This is a genomic window from Paenibacillus sp. TC-CSREp1 (genome assembly GCF_050171015.1).
In the GTDB taxonomy this organism is placed as follows: domain Bacteria; phylum Bacillota; class Bacilli; order Paenibacillales; family Paenibacillaceae; genus Paenibacillus; species Paenibacillus silvae.
The window spans coordinates 160,728-182,061 of sequence record NZ_JBNOKM010000015.1; the positions used below are offsets into that span (position 1 = coordinate 160,728).

The 21,334-nt window shown below is 48.6% G+C and carries 21 protein-coding genes; 9 read left to right on the top strand and 12 right to left on the bottom strand.

The features are described 5' to 3' along the window. Positions 1-783 precede the first annotated feature (783 nt). Complete coding sequence (locus ACQSGY_RS22615) at positions 784-1,560, bottom strand: Crp/Fnr family transcriptional regulator (RefSeq protein ID WP_427180888.1); 777 nt, start codon at positions 1,558-1,560, stop codon at positions 784-786. A 319-nt stretch (positions 1,561-1,879) separates the two neighbouring features. On the opposite strand from ACQSGY_RS22615, the gene ACQSGY_RS22620 reads away from it, so the two are divergent. The 4 genes from ACQSGY_RS22620 to ACQSGY_RS22635 all read left to right on the top strand — a co-directional run bounded on the left by ACQSGY_RS22620 (position 1,880) and on the right by ACQSGY_RS22635 (position 5,914). After that, entirely contained in the window at positions 1,880-2,716 is an 837-nt protein-coding gene (locus ACQSGY_RS22620; protein WP_427180890.1) for a hypothetical protein, read from the top strand. 792 nt (positions 2,717-3,508) lie between these two features. Beyond that, positions 3,509-3,934: a GAF domain-containing protein gene (locus tag ACQSGY_RS22625; RefSeq protein WP_188593675.1), complete on the top strand. Its 426-nt coding sequence runs from the start codon at positions 3,509-3,511 to the stop codon at positions 3,932-3,934. Between the two features lie 221 nt (positions 3,935-4,155). Beyond that, positions 4,156-4,806, top strand: a complete 651-nt coding sequence (locus tag ACQSGY_RS22630; RefSeq protein WP_111272990.1) for a response regulator — start codon at positions 4,156-4,158, stop codon at positions 4,804-4,806. Beyond that, a complete protein-coding gene (locus ACQSGY_RS22635; RefSeq protein WP_427180892.1) occupies positions 4,799-5,914 on the top strand; it encodes a PAS domain-containing sensor histidine kinase in 1,116 nt (371 codons plus the stop codon). Before ACQSGY_RS22630 ends, ACQSGY_RS22635 begins: the two co-directional genes overlap by 8 nt. 150 nt (positions 5,915-6,064) lie before the next feature. Here the strand turns inward: ACQSGY_RS22635 and ACQSGY_RS22640 are convergent, their stop codons facing one another. The 3 genes from ACQSGY_RS22640 to ACQSGY_RS22650 all read right to left on the bottom strand — a co-directional run bounded on the left by ACQSGY_RS22640 (position 6,065) and on the right by ACQSGY_RS22650 (position 7,577). Continuing rightward, on the bottom strand, positions 6,065-6,763 hold the full coding sequence (locus ACQSGY_RS22640; protein WP_427180894.1) for a copper amine oxidase N-terminal domain-containing protein: 699 nt from the start codon (positions 6,761-6,763) through the stop codon (positions 6,065-6,067). A gap of 293 nt (positions 6,764-7,056) precedes the next feature. Continuing rightward, a complete protein-coding gene (locus ACQSGY_RS22645; protein ID WP_427180896.1) occupies positions 7,057-7,242 on the bottom strand; it encodes a hypothetical protein in 186 nt (61 codons plus the stop codon). Continuing rightward, positions 7,239-7,577, bottom strand: a complete 339-nt coding sequence (locus tag ACQSGY_RS22650; protein ID WP_427180898.1) for a hypothetical protein — start codon at positions 7,575-7,577, stop codon at positions 7,239-7,241. Before ACQSGY_RS22650 ends, ACQSGY_RS22645 begins: the two co-directional genes overlap by 4 nt. A 170-nt stretch (positions 7,578-7,747) precedes the next feature. Here ACQSGY_RS22650 and ACQSGY_RS22655 point away from each other — a divergent pair, with 170 nt between their 5' ends. The 4 genes from ACQSGY_RS22655 (at position 7,748) to ACQSGY_RS22670 (ending at position 9,804) form a co-directional block, all read left to right on the top strand. Beyond that, a complete protein-coding gene (locus ACQSGY_RS22655; protein ID WP_188593680.1) occupies positions 7,748-7,918 on the top strand; it encodes a hypothetical protein in 171 nt (56 codons plus the stop codon). 244 nt (positions 7,919-8,162) lie between these two features. Next, the gene (locus ACQSGY_RS22660) at positions 8,163-8,657 is read left to right on the top strand and encodes an Lrp/AsnC family transcriptional regulator (RefSeq protein ID WP_145406387.1); all 495 of its coding nucleotides are present in this window, start codon (positions 8,163-8,165) and stop codon (positions 8,655-8,657) included. 12 nt (positions 8,658-8,669) lie between these two features. Further along, positions 8,670-9,257 carry a chromate transporter gene (locus ACQSGY_RS22665; RefSeq protein WP_188593681.1) on the top strand — a complete coding sequence of 196 codons (588 nt, stop codon included), beginning with the start codon at positions 8,670-8,672 and terminating at the stop codon, positions 9,255-9,257. 1 nt (position 9,258) lies between these two features. Beyond that, positions 9,259-9,804 carry a chromate transporter gene (locus ACQSGY_RS22670; protein ID WP_188593682.1) on the top strand — a complete coding sequence of 182 codons (546 nt, stop codon included), beginning with the start codon at positions 9,259-9,261 and terminating at the stop codon, positions 9,802-9,804. Positions 9,805-9,936: 132 nt separating this feature from the next. Here ACQSGY_RS22670 and ACQSGY_RS22675 read toward each other — a convergent pair whose 3' ends face one another. Continuing rightward, a complete protein-coding gene (locus ACQSGY_RS22675; RefSeq protein ID WP_427180901.1) occupies positions 9,937-12,309 on the bottom strand; it encodes an Ig-like domain-containing protein in 2,373 nt (790 codons plus the stop codon). A 259-nt stretch (positions 12,310-12,568) separates the two neighbouring features. On the opposite strand from ACQSGY_RS22675, the gene ACQSGY_RS22680 reads away from it, so the two are divergent. After that, complete coding sequence (locus tag ACQSGY_RS22680; RefSeq protein ID WP_427180902.1) at positions 12,569-13,174, top strand: hypothetical protein; 606 nt, start codon at positions 12,569-12,571, stop codon at positions 13,172-13,174. A 98-nt stretch (positions 13,175-13,272) separates the two neighbouring features. On the opposite strand, the gene ACQSGY_RS22685 is transcribed toward ACQSGY_RS22680, so the two are convergent. The 7 genes from ACQSGY_RS22685 to ACQSGY_RS22715 all read right to left on the bottom strand — a co-directional run bounded on the left by ACQSGY_RS22685 (position 13,273) and on the right by ACQSGY_RS22715 (position 21,302). After that, on the bottom strand, positions 13,273-13,761 hold the full coding sequence (locus ACQSGY_RS22685) for an NUDIX hydrolase (RefSeq protein ID WP_427180904.1): 489 nt from the start codon (positions 13,759-13,761) through the stop codon (positions 13,273-13,275). A 25-nt stretch (positions 13,762-13,786) separates the two neighbouring features. Then, positions 13,787-14,923 carry a glycoside hydrolase family 88 protein gene (locus tag ACQSGY_RS22690; RefSeq protein ID WP_427180906.1) on the bottom strand — a complete coding sequence of 379 codons (1,137 nt, stop codon included), beginning with the start codon at positions 14,921-14,923 and terminating at the stop codon, positions 13,787-13,789. A gap of 238 nt (positions 14,924-15,161) precedes the next feature. After that, positions 15,162-17,129 (bottom strand): glycosyl hydrolase, encoded by a 1,968-nt coding sequence (locus ACQSGY_RS22695; RefSeq protein WP_427180907.1) that lies wholly within the window; start codon positions 17,127-17,129, stop codon positions 15,162-15,164. Continuing rightward, complete coding sequence (locus tag ACQSGY_RS22700; protein WP_427180908.1) at positions 17,122-19,485, bottom strand: heparinase II/III domain-containing protein; 2,364 nt, start codon at positions 19,483-19,485, stop codon at positions 17,122-17,124. Before ACQSGY_RS22700 ends, ACQSGY_RS22695 begins: the two co-directional genes overlap by 8 nt. Before the next feature lie 62 nt (positions 19,486-19,547). Further along, positions 19,548-20,204, bottom strand: a complete 657-nt coding sequence (locus ACQSGY_RS22705) for an SGNH/GDSL hydrolase family protein (RefSeq protein WP_427180966.1) — start codon at positions 20,202-20,204, stop codon at positions 19,548-19,550. Positions 20,205-20,307: 103 nt separating this feature from the next. Continuing rightward, positions 20,308-20,637 (bottom strand): AzlD domain-containing protein, encoded by a 330-nt coding sequence (locus ACQSGY_RS22710; protein ID WP_184190885.1) that lies wholly within the window; start codon positions 20,635-20,637, stop codon positions 20,308-20,310. Then, a complete protein-coding gene (locus tag ACQSGY_RS22715; protein WP_427180968.1) occupies positions 20,628-21,302 on the bottom strand; it encodes an AzlC family ABC transporter permease in 675 nt (224 codons plus the stop codon). The genes ACQSGY_RS22710 and ACQSGY_RS22715 overlap by 10 nt, the downstream gene beginning before the upstream one ends. Between the last annotated feature and the right edge of the window lie 32 nt (positions 21,303-21,334).

A 21,334-nucleotide genomic window follows, 5' to 3' on the forward strand; every position in this document is an offset into this window, starting at 1 on the left:
AAAGCCACATTTTTGAGGGAAATCGGGGAAATAGCGTTTCTCAGATTCGTTACATTTTCTCATGCGCTAAAAACCACCAAATAAGCTCTCCTCGATTCGTTAGCCGCAGACGATCACGATTGGTCTACATGTGGAGCATTTGGTGAGGGCAACTTTGACACATTGGATTACTGGTATGCTCGAGTTTCGACACATTTTAGCTGCTATACATCCAAGTTACGGGGCTGTTGTGTCTTGAAACGTTTGAAATGTTAGATCATACCCAAGCATACAGAAAAAAAGGACAAAACAGCGCTAGCTACTTCATCCTTTACCATTCCGCTCCGGTTTCTCCCCTTCAATCTCCTGCGGTCCATAAGTTCTGAGTCATCTACTCAATCTGCACCGAACTCTGGACGCTGTCCATCTTACTTCTCTTTAGTTCCCCACGTTCTCTCTGTGCCGAGCCTTTGCATTCTTTGTATCGACCCACATTCTTTTGTTCTATCCGCACTCTCTATATCCATCCTGGCTGAGTTCTTTCGATCAACCCGCATTTTTTCTATCGACCGGTAATCTATCTATCTATTTATCCTGCCGTCTCTCTATTTATCCGTCCGCATTCTCTCTATTTCTCTATCCGCATTTTCTCTACTCATCTATCCACACTATCCGCTCTATAAGCCCATCTGACGCTCATTCTATCTGCTCAGCTTACATTCACTCTACTGCCGTTTTCTTCATATTACCCAGCTACCCTCGACTTCATCCTAACTTAAGCTTCGCTCTAGCTTAGGCTTCCCACTACAGTCGGCACAGCTCTTTCGGGCAGCTTGGGAACGAAGGACATCCGCACATGCAGCGGAGCGCAGCCATGTCCCGAATCATTAATTTGCCGTCCAGCATATCCAGAGTCCCCTGCTCCTTCCAGGCACCCAGCATACGTGTAACACTCTCCCGAGTTGCTCCGATCATCTCAGCCAGCTCTGTGTGGTTCAGCTTCATCTCCAGCACAATGCCATCTGGTGTAATTTTGCCATATGTGTTGCTGGCACGAATGAGGGTCGAAGCAAGTGCCCCTGCTTTGCCATACAGCAGCAGGTCGCGGAATCTCGACTGTGTGATGCGCTGTGCGAGCGCCATCCATTGTAGAAATTTAAGCGCCAGCTCTCCGTTTTTGCTCAGCACACTCTCAAGGTCCGTCAACGAGATGATGGCCAGTTCTCCTTTTTCCGCCATCTCCGCACTATAACTGTGATTCATTCCACCTATTCCGCCAAACTCACCAATCAGATCACCGCTTTGCTGAATCGACAGAATGATCTCTTTCCCATCCTCCGTCGATTTGGTCAGCTTCACCCGTCCCGAACGAATGTAGTACAAATATCCGGCTTCATCGCCTTCCAGAAAGAGACTGTATCCCGATTTTACCCGTTTAGGCTGCATTTTCTCTTCAATCATATTCCATTGCTCCGGTGTAACGAACGACAGGATGCCGCCTGTTTTTTGAGTCATTTTGTCCGCCTCCGCATGTGTCTGTTCTGCCTTACGGGTTGCTCTTTCCACAAATACTGTACCCATTATTTTCGTCCCCCTCGGTGATTCCTTATGATTCCATCATACCGTGAAAGACTGCAAAAGGTTATCGGGGGATTACCTGATCTTTGCCGGGAAACTCCCCGAATTCGCTGTGAGAAAAGTCACAACTTGCCCATAACGGCAAAATGCACGCTGCCTTCATATAAGCATCCACCTCCAAACCTCCACTCTGTAACCGTCAATCAGCTGATTCCAATCTGTAATTGTCAATCTTGAGGTACGGTGATAGCATACATGTAAACGCTTGTATATCTTGAGCAATCATGCAAGGCTTGTATACTCTCGAAATGGAGGAAATCATGTGTTAACGTGGGATAGTGATGTTTGGGGCAAGCTGTCAGGCCCTTATGGCTCCGCAGAAAACGTACCCAAGCTGTTACAGCAGCTAGAGCAGGAATACAGCCAGGAGGTTTTTGACGAGCTGTTTCAGGAATTTTTATTTCATCAAAACTCAATCTATACAGCAACCTACGCTGTGATGCCGTTTCTTGCACAGCTCGCCAGCTCAGTCACAGATATCGAGGTACGCACAAACCTGTTTATCCACTGCGGCATCATCGAAGCAAGCCGTGATGAGCAGCACCAGGACCCATTCCCCGAATCGTGGGGAGAACTGGCTGATGTGGTGGGTAGCGCCAGCTGTACCCGGATGTACAATGATTATATGAAGGCCATTGATCAGATCAAATCGCTGACAGATGAGGTTCTGGACTATGCTGCTCAGTCATCCGCAGATGACATAGAGAAACGTTACCTCCTCATTGCGGATGCAGCATTTCACCAATCCTGTAATGTAGCGAATATGCTATTAACGTTTATTGAAGGCGAGGAATATGTCACAGTGTGTCCGGCCTGTGGGGAGGATGTATATATATGGCCACAGGAAGACAAGACCGCACCCCTTCAGGCCTACGAACATGATCCTGTATTTAACCCCGAGCAGCAGCCTTATACCATCACTCCGGCATCATCACTGGAGGATGATCCAGAAACAAAAGCATTAGCTAAGCAAACGTCTCGGATTGGAGATCAGACGCTGGCGGCACATCTTCCTTATTTGGCTGGCACAACGACATGTCCGGCGTGTCGTGAAGCCTTCCCGATATGGCCTGCTCTACTGGACACCTTTACGGTATAGAGGGAATTTCTTCTATAGTAGAAAAGAAACGCTGGATTACTGGTATGCTCGCGGTGCGACTGGGGGCTCGTATAGTAATGACAGTCCGCCATAAAGTCACTGAAGCAGCAGTCGAAATTTTAACGATTCCCAGAAGCCCTATTTAGCGATATTTCAGCAGTCTAGAATTCTAACGATTTCCAGAGACGCTATTTCACTAAAAAAAACTGATACAGCCACCTTTTTGAGGAAAATCGGGGAAATAGCGTTTCTCAGAATCGTTACACTTTCACATGTGCTAAAAACCACCAAATAAGCTCTCCTCGATTCGTTAGCCGCAGATGGTCACGATTGGTCTACATGTGGAGCATCTGGTGAGGCGAACTACGACACATTGTTAATTTGCTAATATACGAGCAGAAGGTCATGAGGCACACTCTGACATATCTCTGGACGCACTCTTATACTGAAACAGCTGGCTGATATGCCGGCTGTTTTTTTGAGTTTGAAACCTTATCCCCACGTTTATCCTTCATCCTCACCTCACCCGGAATCATACAAATGCAAAGCCCAGGTTCAGCATTTTCCAGAACGTAAATAGGGGTTTTCCCTGAATTACAAGGTTAACAAAACCGACTACAATAGAACTAACATCGTAATAACCTGATTGTATGCTTTTCTTCGATCAAACGAGCCTTGATATAAGGTTACTTATATGTAGTCAGAACGATGAACGAACATCATAATAAACTTTAAAAAAAAGATGAGTGACGTAAAGACCGTCAATTTGACCCGAAAAAGGAAGTGTCCCTCATGCATGATGAAGTCTCATCTGCCGTTCAGGAGATGATGAGCGGCCTGTGTCAGAACACCGCCGGTGATTTTTGCGGAATGGCCTGCGTGTCGGGGTCCATGCTGCGCTGGAAATATACGTTCGGGGCAACCAATGAACGTGTGAAACGTATGACGATGCGCCCTGGACAAGATCTGGTGGGCACGGCGCTCAGAACCGGGCGTACGGTGATGCTGGATGAGCGGTCCCGTGGTGAATTCACCCCGGATCGGTGCCCGCTTATGCTTGCTGAACGACTGGTATGTGCTATAGCCGTGCCTCTGTTCCGGGAAGGCCTCCTGCCCAGCGGTGTACTGCTTGTTGGAAGCAGAACGCCATGTACCTTTTCCCCCGAGATGGTTATGCAGACAGAGCAGGCCGCCAGACAAATGGAGCAGTACGTATGAGCTCTAACATATAAGCTGCCTTGCCTGCCCATCTTAGAAACCACGGCCCAGGTCAGGCTCTCAATTGTTACCTGTATATCAACATTACATGAACTGTATTACACCATGACAGGACCTGTATTACACATTACGCGGAGACTTTTCGGAGATTAACCTCTGAAGCGTCTCTTTTTTTTGGTATGATAGATGTAGATGAAGGAAGCGGACAGGGGGAAACAGTTGTGATTCGACTATTAGTTGTAGATGACCATGTCGTGGTACGCTCCGGGCTGATTGCCCTGCTTGAAGGCAAGAACGATATACATATTGTTGGAGACGCTGCGGATGGTGACGAAGCCATTGCCAAAGCACAGGAGCTGAATCCGGATGTTGTCCTGATGGATTTCAGCATGCCCCCGGGCAAGGATGGCTTGACCGCGACAGCCGAGTTGAAAAAATTAATGCCGGATATCGCCATTTTGATTCTAACGATGCATGATGATGAGGAGTATCTGTTCCGCGCAATTCATGCAGGAGCTTCGGGATATATTCTCAAGAGTGCGCCCCACGAAGAATTGCTCGCTGCCATTCGTTCTGTAGCAGACGGAAGCGCCTACTTGTACCCGAGTGCAACCAAACGTTTGATGAGTGAGTATCTGGACAAAGCCAAACAGGAAAATGCCGGGCCATACGACACCCTTTCGGATCGGGAGAAAGAAATTTTGGCCTGGATTGCCAAAGGGTATGCCAACAAGGAAATTGCCGAGCATCTGGTGATTAGTGTCAAAACCGTTGAATCCCACAAAAGCAATCTGATGGAAAAGCTTGGCCTGCGCACAAGACCAGAGCTTGTGAAGTTTGCGATGAAAAAGGGGCTGTTAAACTTTGAATAAACCGCGCAAAAACAGACTCAGCGGACTGGCCGACCAGCCGGTGCGGCTTCTGCTTAGCGAAATTGACGAGCACATCTCCGATAATGAGTTTCGCAGTAAATTAAAAGGTTCGCTGCATCAGCTGAGTGATCTGAAATTTGCACTGGATGAGTCCTCCATCGTCGCGCTGACCGACCGTAAAGGTAAAATCCAGTATGTGAATGATAAATTTTGCGAGATTTCACAATATACCCGCGAGGAACTGATTGGTCAGGACCATCGCATTATTAACTCGGGGTATCACGGCAAAACCTTTATGAAGACGCTATGGGATACTATCTCTTCGGGCAAGGTCTGGCATGGCGAGATTCGAAACAAGGCGAGAGACGGCAGCTTCTACTGGGTAAACACGACAATTGTGCCTTTCATTGATAATGACGGCGAACCTTATCAATACTTGGCTGTACGGAGTGAGGTCACCAAGCTGAAGCAGGTCGAGGCCGAGCTGCAGCAGATGATGTCTCAGGTCATGAACATTCAGGAAGAAGAGCGCCGCCGCATCTCACGGGAGCTTCACGACGGAATCGGCCAAAGCCTGTTCTCCCTTGTCATTCAGATGGACCGTCTGCTGGCCGATCAGGCCAATCCAGGGGTGGAGGCATTAAGACAGCAGGTCACCCGCATTATGGAGGATGTGCGCGGCATGGCTTGGGAGCTGCGACCATCTGTGCTCGATGATCTGGGCGTTGTTCCTGCTATCCGAACCTATATTGAGAACTATACCCGTCATTACGGTATTGAGGTTGAGCTTGAATGCAGCTTGCGCAAACGTCTGGACATGAACAAGGAGATTGCCATCTACCGTATTATTCAGGAGGCGTTAACGAACATAGCCAAATACGCTGATGTATCGGAAGCACGTGTCACCGTCGAGGATACAGCAGACCTTACTCTCGTCATTATTGAAGATCAAGGTGCCGGATTCAACAAAAATAATGCCGGGCACGGAGTTGGATTATTCAGTATGGAGGAGCGTGCGCGTGGAGCCGGAGGCACGCTGCGTGTATCGTCAGAAGCCGGCGAAGGGACCACGGTGACGCTGCTGCTGCCCAAGACTGCACGTGCATAAGGCTTTGCGCTAAAAATGTTCAGCAAGACAAAGAATACATGTGATGCATTTCAACCTATAAGATTGCACAAAGAGAGACGGTGGTTAACCACCGTCTCTCTTTGTTTTCTTTCTATCTTCCTTCACGTACGTATATACCTATGTATACTCTTACTCTAACGTAAACCCAGGAAACACACGTTGAACACTTACTGGAACAGATTTCACAACTTCCCGTTTGGTAACTACATACTCCATCTTTCCTCCAGTCGAGACGGTTGTTCCATTATCCACGTATGGAGCCAGTTTGACAGTTAGATCCCAATACTCAACTCTTAGTTCATCTCCTCCTGCTTGAATACCTACTCTAACTAAATACTCCGGAGTCTGACCATTTTTTTTAAGAGTTTTCATATCCAGAATCTTGGTAGATAACATCGTTGGCCCCATAGAGAAGTGATCTTGCTTCAAACGATCCACATCCATATTGAGCGTCGATTTCTCTAGAAGATCTTCAATTCCCGTATCCATTCCAGCCATGAAAACTTGCACTGTATTATTAATACCTGCTAATCCAAAGGGACCAATATCCTTCATGTTCTCATCCCACACATTTTCGTAAGGGATGCCCGTTGTGTTGATGGAAACCGTTTGGGTTTTATCGTTCCATGAGACCGATGCACCCAGCGCTTTCGACACAAAACTGATCGGAACCATGACACGGTTGTTCACCATTTTCGGAGCTACATCCGTTTGCAACTGGGTTCCGTTCACATTCAATTTAATCATTCCTGCTGCGTATGCTGAACCTAGCACTCCTGACATCACCGCAACAGTAGTTAATACTGAAAAAAAAATCTTTTTTTTCATATGTTTGAAATCCCTCCCATTCATCATTATAAACGCTAAATCCCCAAATAAGTTACACCTTTAACTTTTTATTTTTTGCTTTATGCTATGAAGCAGAAGAGAGAAGACAATAAAACCAATCCAAACAAAAATAATCTCCACCATATGGGGAGATTTATGAATGTGTCTCATGTTTAGAAAAAGTAAAATTACAAGACTAGAGAGGCTGCTGTTGTCACTAAAACAAAGAATATCATGACTAACTGTATCTATGTAAAACTATTGAAACCGACCATACCCTCCCTTCACTCACCCTATAACTTACTATCTGCTGAATGGCTAATTAACATTTCTAACAATCCTAGTCGTAAGGATTGCATAACATCCTCTTTTGGCATACGTATATATTTAGCCATTTGTTCCATCTCTTCTTCAAAAAGACCCAGTATAGCTATAAAAGATGAATCGTCCCCATTTCTAAATTGTTCTACAAGATTCATGAACTCAATTTCTTCAATAGAATATTCAATGTTTTCCTTTTCCATTTATTTACCCCTTGTTGAGAAATTTGTAGGTCTGCTGAAATCTCTTTTTCTGACTTACCACAAAGGTAAACATCATGAATGATTCTCTTCCCTACATCTGATGGAATAAGTGAACATATCTCTTCGACATACATTCTGGATACGGCATCATCCTCAAAAGAATTAATAGTGCTTGAATCATAAACCATTCCAAATTCTCTATTTCTAGTTACTTTTGCTCTGTATTGCATTCTCCAGGCCATTTTCTGAAGTTCAGATCTACATCTTTCTTTCGTTATCTCCAAAGACATCACCTCACTATATAGGTAAAAAGAAGAGCACTTCTACTACCAAAAAAACAAAAAACAAGAACATTTGTTCTTATATAATTATATGAAAAACTCCGTTTTTCTTCCAGTTAAAAGTTGTAAAATTCTCGTGTTTTTTTCCTATATTTATGAGAAGAGAGGAGGAATTACATATGGATATCGATACATTTATTCAACTCATCCCCAATTTTGGATTTCCAATTGTCATTACTTTTATGTTGCTAAAATATCTTATGGACAGTATCAAAGAGAAGTTTGATATTCTAGATCGAACATTAAAAGAATTGATTGATTTAATTAAAGACTTAAAAACAGATCCTTAATTAAAAATCATGTCAAAACAACCGGTTCTAACTGTACTTATCGCGAAAAGCTGTTTGTAAACTGGGATCACCTAAAATCCTGAATTCGCAGTAACAAGCACACTCACAACAAAATGAAGGGAATATATCGTGCATCTTCAACAATTTCAATAAAATTGGTTGACTACGATTACGTTTCGTCATTACACTATGAATGCTGCAATGCTATTGCATACAGGAAAATATAAAAGGTGGTTCCATAAATATGTCACAACGACGTTCCTCCAAAGGCGGAGAAATTCCGCAGATGTATAATCTGGACGAGATGGATCGTAAAATCATCGCCGCCCTGCATGAGAATAGCCGAATCTCCTACACCGACCTCGGTACACAGATCGGTCTATCCCGCGTCGCAGTACAGGCACGTATCAATGCATTGTCGGAAAAAGGCATCATTGAACGCTTCACTGTTGTCATCAATCCTGGCAAAGTCGGACTTCAGGTGTCTGCCTTCTTTAATGTGGATGTAGAGCCGCGCTTTCTGGACGAGGTTGCGGAGATGCTGGATGAAGAGCCGGCCGTCACCAGCCTCTATCATATGACAGGCCCAAGCACTCTGCATATGCACGGTATTTTCGCAAATATGGAAGAGATGGAGCAGTTCCTGCTGGAGAAGCTCTATCAGATGCCCGGCATCGTCAAAGTTGAATCACAGCTGCTCTTGAAACGGTACAAAAGCCGAATGGGCATGAGACTCTAGGAGGATATCAGCATGAGTTGGAAAGATTACAACGGTCTCGTGGCAGGCATGATGCGAACCGGAATTTTGGGATATGGCGGTGGCCCTTCAGTTATTCCACTCATCCGTTATGAAGCCGTTACCCGTTATGAATGGGTCAGCGATGATGAATTCGGCGAGATTCTGGCGATTGCCAACGCACTGCCGGGCCCCATTGCTACCAAGATGGCTGCTTATCTTGGGTATAAAACCAAAGGTGTGCTGGGCGCTATTGTCGCCGTACTTGCTCACATCTTGCCGACAAGCATTGCGATTATTGCCCTGCTGGGTTCGATGTACGCGCTGCGCGAATCCAAAATTGTAGCGGGCATGGTCGCCGCAGTCCGACCTGTTATTTTTGTGATGCTCGGCATGATGGCCTATGAATTTGCAATGAAAGCCTGGAAAGGGCTTGGCAAATGGTTCGCTATTGCATTCGGCATAATTGCCTTTGCGGCGCTGCAGTTGCTGAATGTGCACCCTGGATTGGTCATTACAGCTTTCCTGGTCTATGGCTTCTTCCATTTTGGTCTCGTTCAGCGCTTGAAATCCAAAGGTAACTCTGACAAGGAGGTATCGTAGGATGCTTCAGACGTGGTGGGAACTATTTTGGGGATTTTTCGTAGCGAACATTCTGGGATATGGCGGTGGCCCCGCTTCCATTCCGTTGATGCAGGAAGAGATTGTGAATCACTACCACTGGATGACCACGGAACAGTTCGGGGACGTCCTCGCGATCGGCAATGCACTTCCCGGGCCGATTGCGACCAAAATCGCTGCATTTGTCGGATACCATGTCGCAGGCTGGTTCGGTGCCTTCATCGCCAGCTTTGCTACGATTGTACCGTCGGCAGCTGCACTTATTTTATTATTGCGTTTATTAAACAAACATCGCACCTCGCCTAAAGTCAAAGGCATGACATTGCTTGTACAGCCCGTCATTGCCGTGCTTATGATTCTGCTCACCTGGGAATTCGGCCAAGTATCTACAGACTCCATTGGTATCTGGCAAACACTAATTATTGCAGGCATCTCGCTTTGGGTCATGACCAAAACCAAGTTGCATCCTGCGATTCTTATTCTTATTGCTTTTGCCTATGGTGCTTTGGTGCTGTCGCATACGATGTAACAGGGATACATCACTTCATTTAATTTTGATAAAGACAAGTCACATGCATCAGCATCATACAAAAAGGTGATATCCGCTCGAATGCGGATATCACCTTTTTTGACTTTACATAATAACATTTGTAAGGCAAAGTTACTTCGCTTCAACCACTACGGTAACCTTTGTTTTTACCCCTGCATAGGAAACCGTAATCGTTGCTTTCCCTTTCCCATTCGCCTGAATCACACCATCTTTAACGGAAGCAGTCGCAATACGGGAGGATGTCCAAAGTGCTGGCTTGGATACATTAGCCTCACTTCCATCCACATACGTTGCTGTAGCCACAACTGTCGCTTTATCGCCAGCCTTCATCGTCAATGTGACTTTGTCGGTCTGCAAATATTTCAGTGTATCTACATCCAGCGCAATCGTCACCGTTTTGCCGCCATACTTCGCTGTAATCTTGGCTTTCCCTGAATTTAATGCTTTTACTTTACCTTTGGTCACTTGAGCAACCTTGTAACTGTTCGTTTTCCATTCGGCCTTGTCCGTAATATCACGTTCACTGCCATCACCCAGGGTAGCCGTTACTTTCAGATCAACCGTATCGCCCGATTTGAGGGAAAGTGCAGGTTCAGAGGCTGTGATTCGTGAGATTACATCTACTTCAACCTGAATCGTAACTTTTTGGGAGCCATATTCAGCTGTAATGTTGGCTTTACCACTGCTGTTCCCTGTGATCACACCTTTTTTTACATCCGCTACGCGGGCATTGCTGGATTTCCAGGTCGCATCTGCTGTGACATCCTTTGTATTACCGTCACCATCTGTACCTGTCAGAATAACGGTTTGAGTTTCTTTTGCCGAAAGCACAACAAAGTTTACATCTGCCTCCAGACCGCTTGCCATGCCCACCTCAACCGGGAGTGTCAACGTTTTACCTTCAATTTTGGCCGTAATCGTCGCTTTCCCTGTTGCTACACCTGTAATAACCCCTTTGCTGTCTACCTCAGCGATTTTCTCGCTGCTGCTGCTCCATGTTGCATCCTCGGATACATCCTTGGAGGTCTCACCATACAGTGCAAGCACTTTGGCAGAAGTGGTTCCACCTACAGCTACGGTTGCTTTCTTTTTGTCCATCTCATACTTGTCTGGAACGTCTACGCTAACTGTGAATTTCACCGTTTTACCGCCATATGCTGCTGTAATCGTAGCCGTACCTGATTTATAAGCAATCAGTTCGCCACCCGACACATATACGATTTCTGCATCGCTCGAGGTCCATGTCGCCTTGGACGTAACATCCTCCTTGCTCGCATCAATGTATTCAGCATTCGCCGTCAGTTTTTTCGTTCTGTTGTCGCCCGTAACACTCATGGCGAGCTTATCATTCACATCTTTGATATCCAGATATCTCGCGGTGTCAACATCCACGGTGACTTCCACCGTTTTACCGCTATAGGTTGCCTTGATCGTCGTTGATCCGGCGCTCACTGCCGTAATTTGACCTTTGAACACCGTCGCAACCTTCTCGTTGCTGGAGGTCCATGTCGCCTGATCGGTTACATTCACATCACTGCTGTTTGGATATGAAGCCGTCACAACAACATTGGCTGTTTTATTGCTCTCGCTCAAGCGGAAGAAAATACTCTGTTTCTCTACGCTCAGCTTGCTCGTCTGATCTACATCCACATCTACTGATACGGACTTGGTACCATATTTCCCTGTAATAACAGCAGAGCCTGCCGAGTAACCTGTAATATTGCCCTTCAGCACATCTGCAACCTTCTCATTGCTCGACGTCCATTCCGCCAGGTCGGTTACATCTTTCGTTGTCCCGTCTGGATAAGTAGCCGTCAATTTCACAACTTCGCTTTTGTTGAGCAGCAGATTCACCTGCTTCTTGTCTACGTCTACACGTTTAACCACTTCTACGCTGACGTCCAAGGTTACGCTCTGGCTTCCCAGTTTGGCAGTAATGACAGCCGTTCCCGCGCTTTGTCCAGTAACCTTACCGTTAACAACGGTGGCAACTTTCTCGTCACTTGTCGACCATTCGGCACTGCTCGCTGCCTCGTTGTTCGTTGTATTATCGCTGTACGTCGCAGTCAAGACGATGTCTTTGCTTTCCCCTGTGCGGAGCTCAACATTTTGCACACTTTTCGAAAGAGCTTTAACCTTCTTCGTTACTTTAATTTGAACAGGCTGAGTTTGGCCCTGATACGCCACTGTAATTGTTGCTGTGCCTTCTTTTTTGGCTGTAATCGAGCCATTATATGCAGTTGCTACCGAAGTATCACTGCTCGTCCAGGATGAGCTGATCGTAACGTTCGCTGAGGTATTATCCGAATATACCCCCGTTACCGTCACCGACCCGGAATCGCCGACTTCGAGCGACATTTCATTTTTAGAAACTACAATTTTGGACAGTTCCTTCTCTGCCGCAGCGGCCAAGCCTACGTTGGAAATAGTGAGCATCAACACCAGCATCATTACCATGTACTTGGTCAATCTTGGCTTTAACATCATTTCCCTCCGATATTCATCATTTTATTTCTACTATATAATGTCGGCAAAGGCTTTCCAGATGTTTAGACTTTCAGGAAATTTTCAGGTAATTATATGGGAATTCATGTTACCGATCATCTAACTATGCATAGGGGAAGCTGCAAACAGAGCGGATATATGCAGCATTGCACCATGGTTCATTCACCACCGTATCCTCAGGGCATAATCTGGATTTAGGGACACTGGAGTACGTTTCTATAAAAAGGGAGGATACCGATTGAATCAATCCTTTGATTACATCGACTATTGGGAGCGGACTTATCGTAAAGGTGAAACATCCGGCAGGGGGTCATACGGAGTGCTGGCTGAATTCAAAGCCGAGGTTGTTAATGCATTAATCCAGTGTGAGGGCATTCGTCGCGTTATTGAGTTTGGCTGCGGTGATGGAAACCAATTGAAATATATGGACTATGTCGAATATCTCGGTATGGATGTGGCTTCATCCTCGGTAGAGCACTGTGCCTCTATGTACGCTGATGATCCTTCCAAAAGCTTCATGGTATACAGACCAGGTCTATGGGTCAACCGCGGTTTTCTGCAAGCGGATCTGACCATTTGTCTGGATGTACTCTATCACATTACGGATGAAACAGATTTTCGCCAAACGCTACATGATGTGCTCCATGCCTCTACCCGCTGGGTTGTGCTCTATACGAGACTGAGGGAGCAGGGTGATTCAGGAGTACGAACGATTCAGGACCGCAACCTGTTCCATTATCTGTTTGATTATCCCGAGTTCAAGGTGCATGAGATTATCCGTCAGCGCTATCCCGAGCAGTCCTCGGCAGACTTTGTCATTCTAAAACGGGCATGTGCGAAGTAACTTCAGCCAAAAATTAGCAAAACAAAATATAACCGCCCTGCCAAGGGCGGTTAACACACATTCAGGATGAACAACTAACCATATCATTCCCCTTATATCTATACATGTCTCTGGAGCTTCACATCCAGCTCTGTCGAGGTCACAGTGGTGTATTCGATATAGTTTACGTAGCCATTAAAGCTCAGATAAGCCTCGTAACGCTTACGAATGGCAGGTAACATGATCAGATCCAGCACCTCTCCCTTCGGGACCCATCTGCACTCGCTCGTTTCATCCGAAGTTGCCAACTCTCCACCTTCAGCTCTGCACACAAAATCAAACATCACTTTGGTCGGGACATCCGTTACACCGTCATACCACTTATGAATGCCTGTATTCGACACAACACTGATTAAATGGCTAACCGTTGCAATAATTCCACTCTCTTCCTTGATTTCACGAATTACACCGTCAATCAGGTTCTCTCCAGCTTCAGTGATCCCGCCAGGGTACACCCAACCATCATCATGGGCTTTGACTAGCAGGATATTCCCCTGCCCGTCTTCTACAATTCCGCCTGCTGAAACGATATGTGTCGGAAATGACATTCAGGTCCTCCTTTGTTTACCTCTGTTAAAATAAACCCGTCGCTCCACGTAGCTTCGCCAGCGCTTCCATATAGAAATAATCGCCGTAAATAATCGGCACATTGATGCCCCGTCCTTCGGGGTAATGCACCGTACCCCGAAGGATCAGCCCCTCCTCCGCCGACAATTCGGTGGAGCTGTGGTGCTCATACAAGCCGCGGACGATGCGTTCTCCCGCGGCAGCGTAAGTTTGCCCGCGCGGCGACAGCTTCGCGAGCTCAAGCAGTCCGCTCGCGGCAATAGCCGCTGCGGACGAATCCCACGCCGCCCGGTGCTCCGCTGGCGCGCGGAAATCCCACACCGGCACGATGTCTTCGCCAAGCATGGCGAGGAAGAAATCGGCCGCTCGCTCCGCTGTCTCCAGATATCGGGCTTCGCCCGTATACCGGAAAGACAGCGCAAACCCGTGCAGCGCCCAGGCGGTGCCCCGCGCCCAGGCGGACCCGGGAGCATGGCCTTGGCCGCCATGCTCCCGCAGCTTCTGCCCCGTGTGTGGATCAAACTCCACCACGTGGCAGATGGACCCGTCGGCGCGCACGAATTCACGCGCGACGGTGTCCGCATGCGCTTCCGCCAGCCATCGGAAGCGAGGATCGCCGCTCTGCTCGGAGGCCCAGTAGAGCAGCGGCAGGTTCATCATGCTGTCAATGATGGCTACGCCGCGCGTATCCATCGTTGACGAGCTGAAGTTCCAGGCGCGGATGAACTCACCGCGCACATGAAAACGGGCGGCGAGCAGATTCGCGGCAAGCAAGCCGCGGCGTCGCCCCTCCGCACTGCCTGTCTCGCGATAGCTGGCTACGCCGCTAAGCAGCCAGATAAAACCCAGATCGTGATCCACCAGGTCGGGATCACGCAGACAGCCTTCGAGCTGCTGCTCACAGCTCTCGGTAATGCGCCGCAGCTCCGCAGCCGACTCATGCTGCGGAGCATCCCTGTACACCAGCCATAACAAGCCGGGCCAGAAACCGGCTGTCCACCAATCGGGATCATTCTGATCGTACATCCCCTGCAGTGAAGTATGGGGGAAAGTATCCTGAATTCGCTTGGCGTTTCGAACCGTTTTGTCAGCTGCCCGTCTCCATGCTGCTTCTACCCATGATACCGATGTTGATGTGTCCATATTACTGCCCCTCCCGCTTCTGAGTATGCCCACTTCACACTTCCAGTTGCTGTGTCCCCAGTCTTCTTCCAGAAAGCTTTCGACCCCATTTTCCCTGTTTTCTTCTGCCTGCTCCTTTAAAGTTTACATAGAACAACCTCCAGCACGCAGTGCTCCGCTTCATAACAAGCGCTATCGGCGACATGTCGCCTTTTTGTCACTTTCCCCGCACTCTGTATCTCAGTAGACTCTTTACGTGTTACACGCGTCCTAATCGAACAGTAAAGGTCAGCTGCTGTGCACCGTGAGCCTCCATCCGCGCCTGTTTCAACAGCCCGTTGCGTGAAGCAACGGGTTGCGGATCGAGTATCACGTTCGCTCCCGGATTACACGCTTCAGATTCGACGTATGCGCCGCGATACGCAGTACGTACGCTTCGCTCGGTGTGCGTAACGACAGCCTGCTCCTGCCCATCGCTGTACATTAGCGGAATGAGTGCTCCGGCCGCTTCAATCCTGCCTTCAAACTCATACGTCACGATAAGTTCATCCGCTCGCTGGACATAGCGGCCACGTACAGCGCTTATTCCACAGAAAGGTCCCTTCCAGGTGATCTGAAAAGCGTTCTCCCCGGTACTCTCCACTGCCTTCACACCGTTTCCCGCCATTGCTTTATTCAGCTTGTTCCCGGATTCATTCTCCGCTGTCGCGATCGGAGCCTCTGTCTCATACACTACTGAACCGCCGCCGCTGGCAGGGTCTATTCCTGCATCGCGGTCATAGTCGCTGCCGGACGGTATGCCTTGGGCCAGGCTGTGCCAGACCCCATCGGGTGTCATCCATGCAGGGCAGTAACTCAAAGGCTGAACAACGCCCTCGGCAAACTCCGTAAACCCTGCCTGTGCATGACCGGCTGCTGACGGACCGATTAACCCGGGCAAACCTGCCTGTTGTATTCGTACCAGTCCAGGAATGGTATACGGATCATTCAGAGCGGTGTGCAATACGATCTGCTGCCCTGGCACGGAAGCCAGCACCGTTTCAAACCAGCCATCCGTCTGCAGCACCCTGCTCCCGATCTCGGAAGGAAGATTCGCGGGAATGATGCTCTCACCCGGATCACGCAGACAAGCATGAGCCAGTGCCGCCGCCGTCCACAGGTTGTAGCAGGTATGATTCGTATAAATCTCGTATCCGTGTCGCTGCTCTGGCGCATATTCATTACGTACGATTTTCAGGCGCCCGTCCGGCATGAGCCAGCGCTCCACCGCTTCAAAACAGCGATTGGCCGCCCGGGTAAACGCTCCTGCCATAACTGAATCGCCAGCTTCACTCGCCAGGGCAGCATGCAGCGAGCAGACATAGGCTGCCGCCGCTTCATTCCATTGATGCTGCGAGCTGCGTCCCCGCGGCGGAATCTCTCCGAGCGGAGACAGCATGAGCAGGGAGCTGAACGCACCGTCACGCAGCCGTCCTCGCAACGCATCTGCAACAGCCCCTTCATATCCGGCATCAAGCATTACTCCAAGGTGATAACGGGTAGCGATATCATAGGAAAAAGGACTATTGGGTCGATCCAGTGGTCCGTCCTGATACAAACCGAGCGCAGTAAACCGCGGCAGGTGATAGGCTTCCAGATAACGATCCATCCAGGCTGTATTGACACTCGCAAGCTGTTCGCGCCACCTTAAATATTCTCCCGAGATCATAATCGCATTCCAGTTAATCATGCGATTGGCATTGTTCATCTTGCTCATCGTAAATACATAATCTTCTTCGGGATCAATCGTCCTCAGAGCCTCAGCCCAGATGGCCGCCTGCTCAGGCCGATGGGACTTGAGCAGCATATACGCCCGCATCATCAGCACGGGATAGAAATCCGGGTGATGGTCGGGCGCACTGCCTTTCACCACCGCATCGATGCTATGTGACAGAGCTGCCGCTGCGGAATCGAGTAGTTCGAGCTGCCCCGCATCCACCAGAACTGCTGCTGCCATGGCATAGGCAGGCGTAGAATAGTACCTCTCTGCTCCCGAGTACGGATCAATAATAGCTCCATCATGATTCTGAGCTTTCTTGTAAGCGTACACAATTTGTTGTACAAGGGCGAGCTTGCGTTCCCGATTCCAGCCATCAGCAGGTGCAGGGCCCGCTTCAGCTGCCAACATACGATACTGCTCCAATGCTTTTTTCCACGGATAAGCTGATGCAGCTGTATAATTACTCACCTTCACTCACCTCGGTTTCTGCCTTATGCGGCTCAATGACAAAATTCACCTGACAAACAATCTCCAGTGAAACTACTCCAGCTATATCACCTGTACCTGTATCTATTATATTGGCAGCTTCTCCAGCTCCTTCACCTGTTTCTTTGCTTTCCTCTTTGGCTGGAGTTTCTACAGCTTCAAAGAAACCGAAAGATTTCATAGGTTCTGTCGGTTCTCTGTTCTCCATAGTAACCATAACATGCATCTTGTTTCTCTGATCCGTAACTCTCCCGGTTCCCCCTGCTGCTTCTGCTGTCCCTTTCCATACCAGAGACGTACGATAAAATGTAACCGGGTTGTGATCATGATCCAAGGTGTGTATAGGTTCGGTATCAACATGCCACCGGGCTGCATCATAGACCATATATACATTAGCTTGCGCTGCGTGCCATAGAAGCCGGCCCTCTTTTTCTAGAACAGGATTTATGCGGCTGATCCAGCGCTCAGCTACACGGGAAGGACGGGGGGAGCACTCATCAACCGAATATTGTACAGCATCCGACACTGTGCTCGCCTTCCATTGAAATGTGTCTGTTAGCCGTAAAACCGCTACCTGATTGTGCTCGTCCATGTTCCCATCCCGGCTGCTTCTGCTGGCATTTCGGGTAAAATCGCCAATCCAGTCGTCGTGCTTCTCAATCCTCCAGCACAGTTCCCGTGTATATCGCCGGAGCGACGCTGCCTCTGGATAAGCGAGTGTCAGGTCCAGCGCTGCCTCAAGTTTACTTCCATCCGGCTCAAGCCTGAACCTCAGCATATGAGCTTCAGCCTGCCTTCCAGAGCTTTGCTCGCATCCATCAATAAGCGGCACATTATGCCCGGAGGAAGAGATATGAAACATCTGCTCACGTCCGGGGGCAAAGTATGCCTGAGTATACAATCCTGCTCCCGGGTCACATATTATATTTTCGCCGCCACAATGAATAATGAATTGCCCCAGATCATTATGATTGTGCGGCTCATCATTATGCCCGCCTTTGAAGGAACATGCCGCTTGAACCTGCTTTTCTTTTGCGTGCAGCTTGTCAGCTTCATGGGATACCTTTGGTACAGGAAGTACACTCTTGGCAACCATCCACCCCAGCTGATGTAAAATAAACCCTTCGTTCGCCTGAGCATGCGCACCGGCTCCTTCTTGTACACCTGCATACACTGCCGGATCACTCCACATCACGTTCCGCAGCAGATGAGCCCAGCGGCGGCAAGGATCATCTGTCAGCCGCGGGATGAACAGGGGCAGATTCGCTGGCAGCTCAAATTTGGCGGCCAGCACTGACAGGAGCCCGGCTGGAATCTCTTCGCGCTCCGCACTATCCGAATAGTTGACAAATATACCTGCCGACAAATGAATGCGTAGTGGAAAAGCCGCAATTGCAGCGATCTTCGAGCCTGTCAGCAGATTCAACGCTCCATCGCTGTAGTCCTGTAACATCTCGGCATAATAGACAAAATAACCGAAGCCGTAGACCCAATATCCGATTCCTTCCGCACAGCCGCCATCCTCGCCATAGCCGCTCAGGAATGCCTTCATGCAGCCGAGCGTCTGCCGGATGGACTCTCGCACCATCACCTCATCCTCAAGCAGCAGCATAGCGGCCATCCCGCAGCACCCTCCACAGACTGCTGACCAGTTGTGCTCTGCCGTCTGCCAGTGATACTCGCGTTTTTCTCTGTACAGCGGGGTGAAAATTCTACGTTCAGCCTCGACACGGATTCGCTCAAGCACCAGAGGGTCCAGATGCCTGCCGTGAATAACCGCAATCTCGGCGAGCATATGAACGGTCTCTGCGGCAAAAAGGTCGATGTTGCCTTCAACCTGCCTTGCTTCACCGTTTCCGAGATGTGCCGTAAGACACCATGTATACTCATCACATACCGCCCACAACATCTCTTCAAGGGTATGCAGCACACGAGGTTCATCCGAAACGAGAGCAAGCATCGCCACAGCAGCCAGTCTGCCGCGCCGATCAAAATATGCGTTCTCGTAAGCTTTGCGCTCTCCTGTCTGACTGAACTGCCGAAACAGTGCAAACGTCAGAGGTGGCAGCGGTTCGTTTAGCGCCAGCTCTCCATAGGTCTTCAGGTCTGTGAACACTTTAGCCAGCTCAGGATGCTGCAGCCTTTCTCCGATACGATCGGCCATCAAAATACGATTCTTCTGACGGTAATTTCGCTTCGGATGTATTATCTGCTGAAGCCTCTCTTCATCGGGCCAGCCGTTCACTTCGGCTTCATTCCCGGCACAGCTTGTATCGACATGCCTGTATTCCTGTTCATTTTTGATTTCGTGATTGGAGCCTTGCACAGCATTCACCACGCTTACTTATGGAATGTAATACAGAACTCTGACAACATGTGCTGGAACTAGCTTCCTCCCCGTTACACAACGGCTAATGGAGAATCCTGAACCACAGACAACCACTGGCGAGCAATTAACTCGTGTCCAGCTGCGGTCGGGTGAACACCGTCCCATAACCAGTAAGACGCATCCGCCTGCTGCAAAGCTTCATTAAACGATTGCTGCAGGGGAACATAGACGGCCCCGTATTGTGCAGCCAGCTGTTGGACCTGCTCCTGGTATTCGCTGATCCGCTCCTGCCAAGCCAGCCATTGATCAACGGTTGCTCCCGTCTTCAGAATAAAAGGTTCCATCAGCACAAGCCCGGTATCCGGCATCACTTCCCGTGTTTCCTCCAGCAAATGACGGTACGCCCGGGCGAAACGATCCGTATACCCTTTAGCTTCACCATTCATTGAACGCCAGGCATCGTTAACCCCGATCAGAATGCTGATCAGGTCCGGCTTGAGACTAATCGCATCCTCATTCCAGCGTGCATACAGATCGGAAGCCCGATCTCCGCTGATGCCTCTGTTGTAGAACGTTTTGTTTCTGTTTGCCAGATCCATTCCCAGCCTGCTTGAGATGAGATACGCATACCCGTGGCCCAGAACATGATTCAGATCCTCATTGCGTGACCTTCCTCCGTCTGTAATGGAATCGCCTTGAAACAAAATCGTAGATGGACTTGACTGCATCTTGGCCATCGTTCCCTTCGTATGTAAAATGAACTTTCCACACTGCTGTCTCCATCTTATCCCTTTCAGTCACATTAGAAAATAGCGTTTTCATATAAAATACCTAGCCCATCCAGTAACGCAGAATCATCATGGAAACAATGCCAACCAGAACTGTTCCTAGCAAGCTTCGAGTCCAGATGGCAACGGCGACGGTGGGCAGTGCTGCCCACAAAGCAGCATTTTCAGTAATGGGAACCCATTCGTTCCCGTTCATAAACAGCTCCTGACCAATGAGTGATGCCATAACCGCTACGGGCACATATTCGAGCCAGCGCAGCAGCCACACCGGAATCTGTATTTTGCTAAACAGCATAAGCGGCAATACCCGCGGAATAAACGTCAACAAGGCCGAGCCCATAATAATCCAGAATACATCCCATCTTACTTCCATCGTTCCATGAACACTCCCATCGTTGCTGCAACAACTGCTGCCAGTATAATACTCATGCTGCCAAGTGAGGCCATGCTTGCCAGGATGACAGAAACCACCGCAATGATCGCTACATTGATATGTATTTTTTTACTTTTGCGGTGAACCAGTTGAAGCACAATCAAACCTATAAACATAGCTGGCAGCGCATAATCCAGACCAAGCCTGTCCGGGTCCGTTATCCAGCGTCCAAAATAAGCACCTGCCATATTGGCAGCAAACCAGTTCAAGTATGCCGTAATGTTCAATCCATGCATCCAGCGTTCACTAAGCGTCTTTCTGCCAATTGCACGGGTCATGGCTACGCCGAAAGACTCATCTGTAAGCAGCGAGCCGATCCACATATTTTTAAGCGGTGTCAGATGCCTGAAATAAGGAGACACAGCTGCACTGAGCAGCAGATGACGAAGATTTACAAAAAAGATCGTGAAGATGATCGCTATCGCAGACCCATTCGAAGCAAGCATGCCTGCTGCAATAAACTGGGCCGACCCTGCATATAACACAAGACTTAACAGTGCCGTTTCCGCAAAACTCAAACCGGCCGTCATCTCGATAACTCCAGCTGCGAAGCCAATACTTAAATATCCGAGCAGTGTAGGGACACAGTCCCTTACTCCCTGCATAAATGTTGCATCATCCTGGGTTTCGACATGAG

Coding starts and splice junctions, on each gene's coding strand:
- ACQSGY_RS22615 (WP_427180888.1), bottom strand. CDS start 1,560: ATGGGTACAGTATTTGTGGAAAGAGCAACCCGTAAGGCAGAACAGACA.
- ACQSGY_RS22625 (WP_188593675.1), top strand. CDS start 3,509: ATGCATGATGAAGTCTCATCTGCCGTTCAGGAGATGATGAGCGGCCTG.
- ACQSGY_RS22640 (WP_427180894.1), bottom strand. CDS start 6,763: ATGAAAAAAAAGATTTTTTTTTCAGTATTAACTACTGTTGCGGTGATG.
- ACQSGY_RS22645 (WP_427180896.1), bottom strand. CDS start 7,242: ATGAATCTTGTAGAACAATTTAGAAATGGGGACGATTCATCTTTTATA.
- ACQSGY_RS22650 (WP_427180898.1), bottom strand. CDS start 7,577: ATGTCTTTGGAGATAACGAAAGAAAGATGTAGATCTGAACTTCAGAAA.
- ACQSGY_RS22655 (WP_188593680.1), top strand. CDS start 7,748: ATGGATATCGATACATTTATTCAACTCATCCCCAATTTTGGATTTCCA.
- ACQSGY_RS22660 (WP_145406387.1), top strand. CDS start 8,163: ATGTCACAACGACGTTCCTCCAAAGGCGGAGAAATTCCGCAGATGTAT.
- ACQSGY_RS22665 (WP_188593681.1), top strand. CDS start 8,670: ATGAGTTGGAAAGATTACAACGGTCTCGTGGCAGGCATGATGCGAACC.
- ACQSGY_RS22670 (WP_188593682.1), top strand. CDS start 9,259: ATGCTTCAGACGTGGTGGGAACTATTTTGGGGATTTTTCGTAGCGAAC.
- ACQSGY_RS22675 (WP_427180901.1), bottom strand. CDS start 12,309: ATGTTAAAGCCAAGATTGACCAAGTACATGGTAATGATGCTGGTGTTG.
- ACQSGY_RS22685 (WP_427180904.1), bottom strand. CDS start 13,761: ATGTCATTTCCGACACATATCGTTTCAGCAGGCGGAATTGTAGAAGAC.
- ACQSGY_RS22690 (WP_427180906.1), bottom strand. CDS start 14,923: ATGGACACATCAACATCGGTATCATGGGTAGAAGCAGCATGGAGACGG.
- ACQSGY_RS22705 (WP_427180966.1), bottom strand. CDS start 20,204: ATGCAGTCAAGTCCATCTACGATTTTGTTTCAAGGCGATTCCATTACA.
- ACQSGY_RS22710 (WP_184190885.1), bottom strand. CDS start 20,637: ATGGAAGTAAGATGGGATGTATTCTGGATTATTATGGGCTCGGCCTTG.
- ACQSGY_RS22715 (WP_427180968.1), bottom strand. CDS start 21,302: ATGCAGGGAGTAAGGGACTGTGTCCCTACACTGCTCGGATATTTAAGT.